The following is a 12,942-nucleotide window of genomic DNA, read 5'->3' as shown; positions in this document are numbered from 1 at the left end:
AGCTGTTCCGGAGGGAAATCATGAAACGCATCGTCCTGTTTATCGCCACCAACCTGGCTGTGATGCTGGTGTTGTCGATTGTGCTGTCGCTGCTGGGCATCGGCCGTCCCGGCTCGGGCAGTGAGTTGCAGCTGGGCAGTCTGCTTGCGTTTTCGCTGGTGGTTGGTTTTACCGGCGCCATTTTCTCGCTGCTGATTTCCAAGCCGATGGCCAAATGGTCGACCGGCGCGCGGGTGATCGATCATCCCTCTTCAGCCAATGAGCTGTGGCTGGTAAATACCGTCAAGGCGCTGTCCGAGCGCGCCGGCATCGGCATGCCGGAAGTGGCCATCTACCCGGGCGAGCCGAATGCGTTTGCCACCGGCGCGTTCAAGAATTCGGCGCTGGTGGCGGTATCCACCGGCCTGCTGGACAGCATGAATCGCGACGAGGTGGAAGCGGTGCTGGGCCACGAGGTGGCGCACATCGCCAACGGCGACATGGTGACCATGACCCTGATCCAGGGCGTGACCAATACCTTTGTGGTGTTCCTGGCGCGCATCGTCGGTTTCTTTGTCGATAATATGCTGAATAAAAACAGCGACGGCGAGCGCCGTGGCACCGGCATCGGCTACATGATTACCGTGTTTGTCTGTGAGATCGTGTTCGGCCTGCTGGCGTCGCTGATCGTGGCCTGGTTCTCGCGTCAGCGCGAATTCCGCGCCGACGCCGGCTCGGCCAAGCTGCTGGGCAGCAGCGTGCCGATGCAGCACGCGCTGGCGCGCCTGAACGGCATGGAGCCGGGCGCGCTGCCGCAGTCGTTCGCGGCGTCCGGCATCACCAACGGCGGCGGCTGGGGCGCGCTGTTCTCGACCCATCCCCCGTTCGAGCAGCGCATCGCCGCGCTGCGTAGCGTACAATCGGGTGTATGAGCCAATTCTTCCAGGTCCACCCCGTCAACCCGCAAGCCCGCCTGATCAAGCAGGCGGCGCAAATCATCCACGGCGGCGGCATCGTCGCCGTGCCGACCGATTCCTGCTACGCGCTGGTCTGTCACCTGGACGACAAGGGCGCGGTCGAGCGCCTGCGCCGCATACGCGGCATCGATGAAAAACACCATTTGACGCTGCTGTGCCGCGACTTGAGCGAGCTGGGCGTCTACGCCCGCGTCGACAACCGCCAGTTCCGCCTGCTGAAAGCGGCGACGCCGGGGCCGTTCACCTTCATTCTGGAAGCCACCAAGTGCGTGCCGCGCCGGCTCAGCCATCCTTCGCGCAAGACCATTGGCCTGCGGGTGCCGGAAGACACCATCATCAACGCCTTGCTGGCCGAGCTGGACCAGCCGCTGCTGGGCAGCACGCTGATCATGCCGGACGAAGACGAGCCGCTGAACGACGCCGATGAAATCTGTACGCGCCTGGGCAAGCAACTGGAACTGATTATCGACGGCGGCGCCTGTAGCATGGAGCCGACCACCGTCATCGACCTGACTGGCGACGAAGCGGTGCTGGTACGCCAGGGCCGTGGCGACGCAGCCGCATTCGGACTCTGAATCCCGTCAACAAGGCAAGCGCGCCGGCCTTCGACGGCGCGCGGCAAGCAGCGCGACCGCCTCTGGTAGAATCCCGCCCATGGATATAGATAGCATTGTTCGGACCGCCACGGTCTTCGCCATTCCTGTTCTTTTTGCAATCTCCCTGCACGAAGCCGCACATGGTTATGTCGCCCGTTACTTCGGTGACTCCACCGCCGCCGATGAAGGCCGGCTTTCGATTAATCCGCTCAAGCATATTGACCCGTTCGGTACCATTCTGCTGCCGCTGATACTGGGGCTGCTGCAAGCCCCGCCGCTGGGCTTTGCCAAGCCGGTGCCGGTCGATTTCGACCGCCTGCGCAACCCGAAAAAACAGATGGCGTTCGTGGCCGCAGCCGGTCCCGCCGCCAATTTCCTCATGGGCCTGGCCTGGATGGCGTTCTGGGTGGTGCTGGTGCAGGTGTTTAACCTGGACGGCGAGGATTTCTTCGTCAAGATGGCGCATGCAGGCTATGTGGTGAACGCCGCCATGTGCATCTTCAACCTGATCCCACTGCCGCCGCTGGATGGCGGCCGCATCGTCACCGGCCTGTTGCCGATGTGGCTGGCTCGGCCGTATGCCCGTATCGAGCGCTACGGCGTGTTCATTTTCTTCGGTCTGGTGTTGGCCATACAGTATGGCTTGCTGAATGGCTTCATGCTTGGTGGCATGAACTTGCTGGGCGAGATCTGGCACATCATGGTCTATCCATTGCAACTCCTTTTTAGCTGAGCCTATCTATGTATCCCGATCGCGTCGTATCCGGCATGCGTCCCACCGGTTCCATGCACCTGGGCCACTACCATGGCGCCCTGAAAAACTGGATCAAAATGCAGACCGAGCTGCCATGCCTGTTCTTCGTGGCGGACTGGCACGCGCTGACCACGCACTACGATGACCCCAGTGTCATCGAGCGCAGCACCTGGGACATGCTGGTCGACTGGCTGGCGGCCGGCGTCGACCCCTCGCAATCGACGCTGTTCATCCAGTCGCGCGTGCCCGAGCACGCCGAGCTGCATCTGCTGCTGTCGATGGCGACACCGCTGGGCTGGCTGGAGCGGGTGCCGACCTACAAGGACCAGATCGACAATCTGGCCAATAAAGACCTGGCAACCTACGGCTTCCTCGGCTATCCGCTGCTGCAGGCGGCGGACGTGCTGATCTACCGCGCCAGCCAGGTGCCGGTAGGCGAGGACCAGGTGCCGCACATCGAGATGATGCGCGAGATTGCGCGCCGTTTTAATCATTTGTACGGCAAAGAAAAGGGCTTCGAGGAGAAGGCGCAGGATGCGGTGAAAAAGCTGGGCAGCAAGCGCGCCAAGCTGTACAACGAGCTGCGCACCGAATACCAGCAGGATGGCAAGGACGAGGCGCTGGCGCAGGCCAAGGCCATGCTGGACGACGCCCAAAGCCTGTCGATGGGCGACCGCGAGCGCCTGTTCGGCTACCTGGAGGGCAGCCGCAAGCTGATCCTGGTCGAGCCGCAGGCGCGCCTGACCGAGGCCTCGCGTCTGCCGGGGCTGGATGGCCGCAAGATGTCCAAGAGCTACGGCAATGCGATCGCGCTGCGCGAGGACAAGGAGTCGGTCAACAAGAAAATCCGCACCATGCCGACCGACCCGGCGCGGGTGCGCCGCACCGACGCCGGCGATCCTGTGCGCTGCCCGGTCTGGCAATTTCACCAGGTGTATTCCGACACCGCGACCCAGGAATGGGTGGTCAAGGGCTGCACGTCGGCCGGCATCGGCTGCATCGAGTGCAAGCAGCCGGTGATTGACGCCATCATCAAGGAACAGGAACCCATGCACGAGCGCGCCCAGCCGTATCTGGACGATCCGTCGCTGGTGCGCGCCATCGTGGCCGACGGCAATGACGCGGCGCGCAGGCTGGCGCTGGAAACCATGCGCGACGTGCGCGAGGCCATGGGTTTGGCCTATAGCTAAGTAAATCCGGGTAAAAACCATGAACGATCAGATTTCTCCCTGGGTGCAGCGGTATGCACCATTGGTGCCAGGCGGCGCGGTGCTGGACCTGGCTTGCGGCAACGGCCGCCATTCGCGCCATCTGGCGGCGCTGGGCCACGAGGTGGTGGCGGTCGACCGTGATCCGGCGGCGCTGGCCGCCACGGCCGGCCTCGGCATCACCACCAGCGCCATCGACCTGGAGCAGGAGGGCGCCGCCTGGCCGTTCGGCCCGCACCGTTTTGCCGGCATCGTGGTCACAAACTACCTGCATCGGCCGCTATTTGCCGGCATGCTGGCCAGCCTGGCGCCGAACGGCGTGCTGATTTACGAAACCTTCGCGGACGGTAACGCCCAGTTCGGCAAACCGTCAAATCCGGCCTTCCTGCTACAACCCGGTGAACTGCTGGAAATTGCCCAGCAGCATGGTCTGCGTGTGGTAGCCTTCGAGGATGGGGTGATTACAGCGCCAAAAGCTGCCATGGTGCAACGACTGTGCGCGGTAAAGCCGGAATTTCCCCGAGAAGCGGCTCTATTACCGCCATTTTGAGCGCCGATTTGTCGAGCCGAATGCACCACGGGCCCGACCTATCGACTACAATCGTTGTTTTAATACTTTACGCAGTGATTTCCTATGATTAAGGGCAGCATCGTAGCAATTGTCACCCCCATGCACGCCGACGGCAGTCTGGACTATGCGGGTTTGAATCAGCTGATCGACTGGCACATCGCCGAAGGCACGGACAGTATCGTGATCGTGGGCACCACCGGCGAATCGGCCACCGTCAGCGTGGAAGAGCACTGCGCGCTGATCAAGGCCGCCGTGGCCCACGTCAATGGCCGCATCCCGGTCATCGCCGGCGCCGGCGCCAATTCGACTGCCGAAGCCATCAAGCTGACCCGCTACGCCAAGGATGCGGGTGCCGATGCTACGCTGCAAGTGGTTCCTTACTACAACCGTCCTACCCAGGAAGGCATGTACCAGCACTTCAAGGCGATTGCCGAAGCGGTGGATCTGCCGATCATTCTGTACAACGTGCCTGGCCGTACCGTGGCCGACATGAGCAACGAGACCATCCTGCGTCTGTCTGGCGTCAAAAACATCATCGGCGTCAAAGATGCGACCGGCAACATCGGCCGCGGCTACGACCTGCTGCGTATGGTGTCGAAGGAATTCGCCGTCTATTCGGGCGACGATCCGACCGCGCTGGCGCTGATGCTGGCCGGCGGCGCCGGCAACATTTCCGTGACCGCCAATGTCGCCCCGCGCGCCATGGCCGACATGTGCCGCGCGGCGATGGCGGGCGACATCGCCACCGCCGTCGAGCTGAACAACAAGGTCTTCCCGCTGCACCAGAAACTGTTCGTTGAACCGAATCCGGTGCCGGTCAAGTGGGCGTTGGCGGAAATGGGCAAAATGCCGGCCGGCATCCGCCTGCCGCTGGTCCCGCTGGCCGATGGTTACCATGAGACCGTCCGCTCGGCCCTGCGCGAAGCCGGCGTGCTGTAACATCCCGTAGCAAAAAGCATAAGCCCCGGCCCCGGTCGGATCATATACTGCTGCACCTCAGCTTCTTAAACAGTAACGACATGACTATTCGCAAGACAGCTTTTATTTCCCCGCAGCGCGCGCTGGTGCTGGGCGCCATGGTAGCCACCGTGACCAGCCTGAGCGGCTGCGGCATGATCGGCTCGGTGGTTGGTAACGACAAGGTCGATTACAAGTCGGCCAAGAAGGCCAGCACGCTGGACGTGCCGCCCGACCTGACCCAGCTGCAGAAGGATAACCGCTACTCGCTGCCGGACTCGAACAACGGCGTGGCCACCGCCTCCGGCTACAACGCCGCCAAGGCCGCGCAGTCGGGCGCGCTGAATCAGAACGCCGTGATCGTGCCGGGCCAGCCGTCCGCCGGCACCGTGGTGCCGACCTCGCTGAACGACATCAAGGTCGAGCGCGACGGCAACCAGCGCTGGCTGGTCATCAAGCAGACCCCGGAACAGCTGTGGCCGCAACTGAAGCAGTTCTGGGAAGATTCGGGCTTCACGCTGGCGCAGGAGTCGCAGACCGCCGGCATCATGGAAACCGAGTGGAACGAGAACCGCGCCAAGATCCCGCAAGACTGGATCCGCAACACGGTGGGCAAGGTGTTCGATTCGCTGTACTCCAGCGGCGAGCGCGACAAGTTCCGCACCCGCATCGAGCGTCGTGCCGATGGCGCCAGCGAGATCTACATCAGCCATCGCGGCGTGCAGGAAGTCGCCACCGGTTCGGACAAGGAAACCACCAAGTGGACGCCGCGTCCTAACGATCCAGGCCTGGAAGCTGAATTCCTGGCCCGTCTGATGAACAAGTTGGGCAATGGTCCGGAACAGCTGGCGCAAGCCAAGACCGCCGTCGAAGGCGCTGCGGTGCAGCCGCAGCACGCTTCGCTGGTGGGCGCCGGCGCCGACCGCGCCGTGCAGGTGGACGAGGGCTTCGACCGCGCCTGGCGCCGTGTCGGCCTGGCGCTGGACCGCGCTGGCTTCACGGTTGAAGACCGCGACCGTACCCAGGGTATTTACTTCGTGCGTTACATCAACGACGCCACCGAAACCAAGGGCTTCTTCAGCAAGCTGTTCAGCTGGGGCTCGTCGGACGAGGCGGAGAAGGAAGCGCAGCGCTACCGCATCTCGGTCAAGGCCAACGAAGGCAATACCAGCGTGGTCAAGGTGCTGAGCAATGCCGGTCAGCCGGAAACCAGCCCGGTTGGCGAGAAGATCATCACCCTGCTGCACGAACAGTTGAAGTAATAGAAATAAGCCGCCATGCGGCGGCTTATAAACAAAAACCGGCGTTACAGCCGGTTTTTTTATGGCCGCTTTAAAAGCGGCGAATCTGCAGGCGTAAAAAAACCGGCCCGAGGGCCGGCTTTTTTATCACAGCTGATATTACTTCGAAGCAGCTGGAGCAGCCGAAGCGGCTGGAGCAGCAGCAGCGTCCGAAGCGGCTGGAGCAGCAGCCGAAGCGGCTGGAGCAGCAGCGTCAGCAGCTGGAGCTGGTGCTGGAGCAGCAGCTGGAGCAGCAGCTTCTGGAGCAGCTACTGGAGCTGGAGCGGCAGGAGCTTCTTCTTTTTTCGAGCAAGCAGCCAGAGCAACAGCCAGCAGGGAGGCGATCAGCAGGGATTTTTTCATGGATTTTCCTTAGTTAATTCAAAAATTAAACACAGTGTTGCGATTAATAATTACCGGTAATTATCGCTCATTAGGTAGTCGTCGAAGGCTTTCGTACCTAAAAGGTGCCTACTAGACAACGGAAACTTCCTAGCCGAATATTATAGCGATTTTTAGTGCATCGCAATAGGACAACAAGGCTAACGCATAACTATTTTGCGATATCGCAACATTTCGTTTACGCATAATCTTGCAGCATGTCCGAACACGACCGTGCTGCCCAGCATTTTACTCATAATCCCGTTGAGTTTGCATACAAACCGGGTCCGGACTCTATCCAAATTGTAAGGAAACGTTCCAGGCTGATTTGCAGGTCTTGCGGGCCGTTAAATACGGCTTCACCACGGAAATGATCGGCATGAAAACGGCGCACAATATCGCGCTGGTCGCCGATGCAAAACGAGTCGGTCAGCTGGCGTAATTGGGCATTGGTGCGGCGCACCTCAATCAGGTGGCCATAGTCCTGCAGCAGGCGTAAAAAGCGCGGCGCGCTGCGCTCGACGTGCTTGCCATCGTGCGCCACCAGTTGCAGCCGGCCGCCGCCGTGCAGGAAGCGCCGCAGTTGGGCGTCGGTGGCGCTGCTGCCCAGTTCCCAGATGCTGTAATCCGGGTCGAACATCTGCAGGGTTTGCTCCGCGCGCGACAGGCAAGTGGCCAGGTGCTGCTGAAATTCCGCCCGCGTGGTGAAGGGAATGACCAGTCTGTCCATCTTGCCGTCTCCTTGATTAACCGAGCTCTACCCAACCATCCTGATACCAGGTGTACAGCGCTTCCAGCACGTCGTCCGAGGCGGTGGCGAACTCGGCGGCCTCCAGCCGGCGATTATTGGCCAGCAACTCCAGCGTGGCCTTGTCGGCCTTGCCAACGCCGAACGATTCGCCATTGATGAACACGTGCTTGCCACGGTACAGCATCTGGGTCTTGCGCGACAGCGCCAAGCCCTTTTTCAGCACCGCTTCGCCGAATTTGCCGACGGTGAGCGGCTTGGCCGGGCCGGTGAAGAACACATTGTGCTTGGGCTCGGACATGTATTCGCCAAAGAAGATGGTGATGTCTTCCTCGGTGAAGCGGACTTTGTTCAGCTCGTCGGTCAGCGCGGTCAGCATCTGGCGCGGGATCTCGGCCGGCTTGTTGCTCACTTCTAGCTCCGGATCGGCGTAGCGGCCCGGCAGGTCGATCGAATCGGCCATGAATTGCAGGAAGTTCTCGCCCAACTCCTGGTAGGACGGCGAACGGAAGCCGATCGAATAAGTCTGGCAGTCGCCGATGGCGATGCCGTCGTGCGCGTAGTGCGGCGGCAGGTACAGCATGTCGCCCGGATTCAGCACGAATTCCTCGTTCGGCTTGAAGTTGGCCAGGATCTTCAGCGGCAGGCCGTCGATCAGCGACAGGTCTTTCTGCGGGCCGATTTGCCAGCGGCGCTGACCTTGCGCTTGCAGCAGGAATACGTCGTAGGAATCGAAGTGTGGACCGACGCCGCCGCCATCGGTGGCAAAGCTGACCATCAGATCGTCCAGGCGGGCGTCCGGCAGGAAGCGGAACTGGCGCAGCAGCTCGTCGGCCTTGGCGTCGAACAGGTTGACGCCCTGGACCAGCATGGTCCATTCCTTCTTGTCACGCGGCGGCAGGGTTTCCAGCGGGCCGTGCTGCATTGCCCATTCGCCATCGAAACCGGTGACCAGGCGCGATTCCGCGTGGTTGGTCGAGGCCAGCTTGGCCAGCGCGTCAAAGCTCAGCAGGGGCTTGAAGCCCGGAATCGCATTACGAATCAGTAATGGTTTTTTATGCCAGTATTCGCGCAAAAACTGCGCTGGCGTGATGTCGCCGAGGAGAGGTAATTTTTTCATGCCACATTATAACCAGCCATCGGCCGGCTGGCGGTGTTAAGCCGGCCCGTGCCGCGATCCAAGGTATAATCCGGGGCTAATTATAGAAAGGATGCACACCATGAAGATTGCCAAGAATACAGTCGTGACTGTTAACTATAAACTGTCCGATGCCCAGGACAATCTGATCGAGGACGGCCGTCAACCTATGGTCTACCTGCACGGTGGCTATGAGAACACCCTGCCGAAAATCGAAGAAGAACTGGATGGCAAAGAAGTCGGCTACTCGTCGATCATCCAGATCGAGCCGGAAGATGCTTTCGGCGACTACGACGCCGCGCTGGTGAAAGTGGAGCCACGCAACCGCCTGCCGGAACCGCTGGAAGTGGGCATGCAGTTCGAAGGCATGCCGGACGGCGACGCTGGCGAGGAAGAGGCCATGATCTTCACCGTGACCGATATCGCTGACGACAAAGTGGTCCTGGACGGCAATCACCCGCTGGCCGGCATGGCGCTGCGTTTCTCGCTGAACGTGGTGGATGTGCGCGAAGCCTCCGATGAAGAAATCGCCCACGGTCATGTGCACGGCGCCCATGGCCATCACCACGGCGATGAGGATGATGAAGGCGAAGACGGCGATCACGTCGCCATCCACCCGATTCACTAAGCTTTACTGTTGCGCTTCGGCGTTGCCTGCCTTGACTGAGAACAGGGCGGCGGCGCCGGGCGTGATCTGAATCTCGGCCCAGTCGGCGCCCAGATTCAGGTGCCCCACATTGCCGCGCCATTGAATGGCAGGCTCCCCACCCGCGCTTTTCTGCGCATCGATCAGCAGCACCTTGCCCTTGTACTTCTCCGCCATCGCGCGCACCTGCTTGCGCACTTCGGCAAAGCCGTCCTGTTTGCTCTGGAATGAGGGCAGCAGCGAAAAGCCTTCTTCCGCCGTCACACCCGCATCGCCGTCCGAAAACAGCACCAGCGCGTGCATCTTCTGCCGCTCGGCCAGCGTGAACAAGCGATGCAGCCAGGCGCGGTTGGCCACCAGCCGGTCTTCATATTCGCTGTTGCGGCCCGCCGCCGGCAGGTAGTGGTTGTTATTGGCCGGGAGGTTGATGGTGGCGAACAGCACCTTGCCATGCTCCCAGTGGGCGTTCTCCGCATAGCTGCGGAACTTGGCGGTGGACGATAAGCGCGTCAGCGGCAGGCGGCGCGCGCCCAGCGATTCGCTGTCGACGTAAAACAGTTCGCGCAGCCGGTTCAGGCGCTCGATGGCGTTGGAGCGGCCGGCGGAGTTCATGCACGCGGCCCAGTCGCTGCCGGCCAGCGACACGATCATTGGCGCTTGCGGTTCATCCAGCAGCGCGCGCCGCTGCGCGTACAGCTTGTCGCTGCAAGGCTCGCTGGCGGCCTTGATGCCGGTGGCGACGATGAAGGCCGGATTGGATTGCGATGCTTCCTCGATCGCGTGTTTGAGCGTCGCCTCGTCGCGGCCATGCTGCAGCGGATGGCCGATCACGCCAAACACGAAAGCCTTGGGTGCCGGCGTGGCCGGCGTAATCTGCGCTGCGTGCGCCCCCGACGCCGCAAACATTGTCAGCGCCATGGCGGCGCCGAGCAGTGCGGCACGGGAGCGCGCGCCGCGCATCATGCCTGCGCCGACTCGGTCAGGCGCTTCAGCTGATACAAACGGTCCAGCGCTTCGCGTGGCGTCAGCGCATCCGGATCCAGATCGTCCAGCGCGTCCAGCAGCTCGCGCATGGCCGGGCTGGAGGCGGCTGGTGCCGGCGCTTCCACTTCCTCGTCGTTGGCGTCGACTGCTGGCGCGGCAAACAGGTCCAGCTGCGGCGTGGCGTCCAGTGCCTGCGCTTCCAGTCGCGCCAGATGCTTGCGCGCGGCCTTGATCACGGGCTGCGGCACGCCGGCCAGCTGCGCCACCTGCAAGCCGTAGCTCTGCGACGCCGGGCCGTCCTGCACCGCGTGCAGGAACACGATGGTGTCCTTGTGCTCCACCGCCGACAAGTGCACGTTGGCGGCGCTTGGATGGTTGTCCGGCAGCTGCGTCAGTTCGAAGTAGTGGGTGGCGAACAGCGAGAAGCTGCGGCTGGTTTCGATCAGATGACGCGCGATCGCCCACGCCAGCGCCAGACCGTCGAAGGTCGAGGTGCCACGGCCGATTTCGTCCATCAGCACCAGCGAGTGTTCGGTGGCGCCGTTCAGAATGGCGGCGGCTTCGGTCATCTCCACCATGAAGGTCGAGCGGCCGCCGGCCAGATCGTCGGTAGCGCCGATGCGGGTGAAGATGCGGTCGATCGGGCCGATGACGGCACTTTGCGCCGGCACGTAGCTGCCCATGTAGGCCAGCAGCGTAATCAGCGCCACCTGGCGCATGAAGGTCGATTTACCGCCCATGTTAGGACCGGTGATCAGCAGCAGGCGGCGTTCATCGACGAAGCGGCAATCGTTTGCGATGAAGCGTTCGATCTGGTTCTCCACCACTGGGTGGCGGCCTTCCTTGATGTTGATGCAGGGCGTGGCCACCAGCTCCGGCGCGCACCAGCTGTGACGCAGCGCGTGGTCGGTGAGGGCGGTCAGCGTGTCCAGTTGCGCCAGCGCGCGCGCGATCGCCTGCAGCGTGCCGATGAACGGGGCGAGGTCGCCCAGCAGCTGGTCGTACAGCATCTTCTCGCGCGCCAGCGCGCGGTCCTGCGCCGACAGTGCCTTGTCTTCAAACGCCTTCAGCTCTGGCGTGATGTAACGCTCGCAGTTCTTCAGCGTCTGGCGGCGGCGGTAATCGTCCGGCACCTTGGTGGCCTGGCCGTTGGTGACTTCGATATAGAAGCCGTGTACCTTGTTGTACTCCACGCGCAGATTGGCGATGCCGGTGCGGGCGCGTTCGCGCGTCTCCAGATCGACCAGATACTGGCCGGCGTTTTCCGACAGGCCGCGCAGCTCATCCAGCTCGGCGTCGAAGCCGCGCGCGATCACGCCGCCGTCGCGCACCATCACCGCCGGTTCCTGCATCACCGCGCGTTCCAGCAGATCCAGGCAGGTTTCCGGTGTCGCCAGGTCGGCGTGGATGCCGGCCAGCAGACCATCCACGTCGGTCAGCGTGCGCTGCATGCTGTGACGCAGCGCCGGCAACTGCTTCAAGCCGTCACGCAGGCTGGCCAGATCGCGCGGGCGCGCCGACAGCAGCGCGATGCGGGTGGTGATGCGCTCGATGTCCGGCACCTGCGCCAGCGTGTGCGACAGCGAACCGGTGGCATCGGCCTGCGCCAACGCGGCGATGGCTTGATGACGCGAACGGGCGATGTCCTGATCGCGGCGCGCGTGGTGCAGCCAGTGACGCAGCAGGCGCGAACCCATGGCGGTGCGGCAGTGGTCCAGCAGCGAGAACAGGGTAGGCGACTCCTGGCCGCGGATGGTCTCGGTCAGCTCCAGATTGCGGCGGGTGGCGGCATCGAGGCCGATGAATTCATTTTCGGTTTCGGTGGTCAGCGTGCGCACGTGCTGCAGGCCGCGACCTTGCGTCGACTGCGCGTAACGCAGCAGCGCGCCGGCGGCGCCGAACGCCGCGCCCAGGCCATCGGCGCCGAAGCCGGTCAGCGTGGCCACCGCCAGTTGATCCAGCAGCGCCTTGTGGCCGCCCACCACATCGAAGTGCCACTCCGGCACGCGGTTGACGTGGCAGGCGGTGTACTCTTCAAACAGCTCGCCGTTATCGCCGCGCAGCAGCTCGGCCGGCGAGATGCGTTCCAGCTCTTGCTGGATGCGGGTATTGACCGTGTGCGCATCGCCCGAGAACTCCATCAAGCGCAGCGCGCCGCTGGCCAGCGATAGCCACGCCAGACCGGCGGTGGCCACCTTGCGCTGGCTGATGATGCACAGCGCGAGCAGTGGACGTTCGGCTTTTTCCGGCAGCAGATCGGCATCGGTCAGCGTGCCTGGCGTGACCACGCGCATCACCTTGCGTTCGACCGGGCCTTTGCTGGTGGCCGGATCGCCGATCTGTTCGCAGATGGCGCAGGACTCGCCGACCTTGACCAACTTGGCCAGATAGCCTTCCAGCGAATGGAACGGCACGCCCGCCATCTTGATCGGCTGCCCGCCAGACGAACCGCGCGCCGTCAGCGTGATGCCGAGCAGGCGCGACGCCTTTTCCGCATCTTCGTGGAACAGCTCATAGAAATCGCCCATGCGGTAGAACACCAGCATGTCCGGATGCTGGCTCTTGATCGCCATGTACTGTTGCATCATTGGCGTGAGCTTTTCGGTGGGACTGTTCTTGACGGCGGCGGCGTTGATTTCTTTCGGAGCGGTGGTCATTGGTTCTATTCAGGCGATGCGATGAGTCTGGTTTTACGGAGGCACAAACCACCCCCGCGCGTAACC

The 12,942-nt window shown here is 62.6% G+C and carries 13 protein-coding genes; 8 read left to right on the top strand and 5 right to left on the bottom strand.

Features of this window, described 5'->3' with window-relative positions; translation table 11 throughout:
• Positions 1–20: 20 nt before the first annotated feature.
• The 7 genes from htpX to bamC all read left to right on the top strand — a co-directional run bounded on the left by htpX (position 21) and on the right by bamC (position 6,304).
• On the top strand, positions 21–911 hold the full coding sequence (gene htpX / locus GJ699_RS05485) for a protease HtpX (protein WP_154373860.1): 891 nt from the start codon (positions 21–23) through the stop codon (positions 909–911).
• Positions 908–1,531 (top strand): L-threonylcarbamoyladenylate synthase, encoded by a 624-nt coding sequence (locus GJ699_RS05480; RefSeq protein ID WP_154373859.1) that lies wholly within the window; start codon positions 908–910, stop codon positions 1,529–1,531. The genes htpX and GJ699_RS05480 overlap by 4 nt, the downstream gene beginning before the upstream one ends.
• 79 nt (positions 1,532–1,610) lie before the next feature.
• On the top strand, positions 1,611–2,285 hold the full coding sequence (locus tag GJ699_RS05475; protein ID WP_154373857.1) for a site-2 protease family protein: 675 nt from the start codon (positions 1,611–1,613) through the stop codon (positions 2,283–2,285).
• A gap of 8 nt (positions 2,286–2,293) precedes the next feature.
• Positions 2,294–3,496 carry a tryptophan--tRNA ligase gene (locus tag GJ699_RS05470; RefSeq protein ID WP_154373855.1) on the top strand — a complete coding sequence of 401 codons (1,203 nt, stop codon included), beginning with the start codon at positions 2,294–2,296 and terminating at the stop codon, positions 3,494–3,496.
• A 19-nt stretch (positions 3,497–3,515) separates the two neighbouring features.
• Complete coding sequence (locus GJ699_RS05465; RefSeq protein ID WP_154373853.1) at positions 3,516–4,064, top strand: class I SAM-dependent methyltransferase; 549 nt, start codon at positions 3,516–3,518, stop codon at positions 4,062–4,064.
• Positions 4,065–4,148: 84 nt separating this feature from the next.
• Positions 4,149–5,024, top strand: a complete 876-nt coding sequence (gene dapA / locus GJ699_RS05460; protein WP_154373851.1) for a 4-hydroxy-tetrahydrodipicolinate synthase — start codon at positions 4,149–4,151, stop codon at positions 5,022–5,024.
• A gap of 149 nt (positions 5,025–5,173) precedes the next feature.
• Complete coding sequence (bamC, locus tag GJ699_RS05455; protein WP_371867473.1) at positions 5,174–6,304, top strand: NlpB/DapX family lipoprotein; 1,131 nt, start codon at positions 5,174–5,176, stop codon at positions 6,302–6,304.
• 138 nt (positions 6,305–6,442) lie between these two features.
• Here bamC and GJ699_RS05450 read toward each other — a convergent pair whose 3' ends face one another.
• From GJ699_RS05450 to GJ699_RS05440, 3 genes are all read right to left on the bottom strand, one after another.
• Positions 6,443–6,685, bottom strand: coding sequence for a hypothetical protein (locus tag GJ699_RS05450; protein WP_154373848.1), 243 nt, complete (start codon positions 6,683–6,685; stop codon positions 6,443–6,445).
• Positions 6,686–6,956: 271 nt separating this feature from the next.
• Positions 6,957–7,433 (bottom strand): DUF7931 domain-containing protein, encoded by a 477-nt coding sequence (locus GJ699_RS05445; RefSeq protein ID WP_154373846.1) that lies wholly within the window; start codon positions 7,431–7,433, stop codon positions 6,957–6,959.
• 16 nt (positions 7,434–7,449) lie between these two features.
• On the bottom strand, positions 7,450–8,571 hold the full coding sequence (locus tag GJ699_RS05440) for a cupin domain-containing protein (RefSeq protein ID WP_154373844.1): 1,122 nt from the start codon (positions 8,569–8,571) through the stop codon (positions 7,450–7,452).
• A gap of 100 nt (positions 8,572–8,671) precedes the next feature.
• Between GJ699_RS05440 and GJ699_RS05435 the strand changes: the two genes are divergently transcribed.
• The gene (locus GJ699_RS05435) at positions 8,672–9,217 is read left to right on the top strand and encodes an FKBP-type peptidyl-prolyl cis-trans isomerase (protein WP_154373842.1); all 546 of its coding nucleotides are present in this window, start codon (positions 8,672–8,674) and stop codon (positions 9,215–9,217) included.
• Between the two features lie 3 nt (positions 9,218–9,220).
• On the opposite strand, the gene GJ699_RS05430 is transcribed toward GJ699_RS05435, so the two are convergent.
• The gene (locus tag GJ699_RS05430) at positions 9,221–10,198 is read right to left on the bottom strand and encodes a hypothetical protein (protein WP_229261951.1); all 978 of its coding nucleotides are present in this window, start codon (positions 10,196–10,198) and stop codon (positions 9,221–9,223) included.
• On the bottom strand, positions 10,195–12,876 hold the full coding sequence (gene mutS / locus GJ699_RS05425; protein ID WP_154373840.1) for a DNA mismatch repair protein MutS: 2,682 nt from the start codon (positions 12,874–12,876) through the stop codon (positions 10,195–10,197). The genes GJ699_RS05430 and mutS overlap by 4 nt, the downstream gene beginning before the upstream one ends.
• Positions 12,877–12,942 lie beyond the last annotated feature (66 nt).

This window comes from Duganella guangzhouensis, assembly GCF_009674535.1.
Taxonomy (GTDB): domain Bacteria; phylum Pseudomonadota; class Gammaproteobacteria; order Burkholderiales; family Burkholderiaceae_D; genus Rugamonas; species Rugamonas guangzhouensis.
The sequence above is the reverse complement of the archived record's forward strand: the minus strand, read 5'-3'. Positions and strand labels throughout refer to the sequence as shown.